The sequence below is a fragment of the Aquabacterium parvum genome, assembly GCF_001447195.1.
Classification (GTDB): Bacteria; Pseudomonadota; Gammaproteobacteria; order Burkholderiales; family Burkholderiaceae_C; genus Aquabacterium; species Aquabacterium parvum.
This window is the reverse complement of the sequence record NZ_LFRI01000545.1, coordinates 1-273: the sequence shown is the minus strand read 5'-3', so window position 1 is coordinate 273 and position 273 is coordinate 1. Positions and strand designations below refer to the sequence as shown.

Genomic DNA, 273 nt, shown 5'->3' with positions numbered 1-273 from the left:
AGCTGTCCCCGGTGATCTGGTGCCAATCCCGCGACAAGCGCTCCTGGCTGGGCTCGACCTCGGCCAAGGCGATCATGTGCAGGTGCGGGTGCCACTGGCCCGAGTTGTCTCCCCGCTTCACTTCGTATGACCAAACCGCGCCCACAACACCATCGAGCACAGAGCCGCGACCACGTTGCCGGCGTTTCCATAGCTCGCGCTGGGCTCTATGAAGGTGCTTAAAGCGTTCAGCCAGGTCATCACCGTTCTTCACCGTCAAAGTCACCAAAAAAG

The 273-nt window shown here is 60.4% G+C and carries 1 protein-coding gene; it reads right to left on the bottom strand.

The features are described from left to right. Positions 1-117: 117 nt before the first annotated feature. Positions 118-240 carry a hypothetical protein gene (locus ABG80_RS23885; protein ID WP_268761017.1) on the bottom strand — a complete coding sequence of 41 codons (123 nt, stop codon included), beginning with the start codon at positions 238-240 and terminating at the stop codon, positions 118-120. Positions 241-273: the final 33 nt, after the last annotated feature.

Excerpts from the sequence above, each read along its gene's own strand:
- ABG80_RS23885 (WP_268761017.1), bottom strand. The coding sequence starts at position 240 with ATGACCTGGCTGAACGCTTTAAGCACCTTCATAGAGCCCAGCGCGAGC.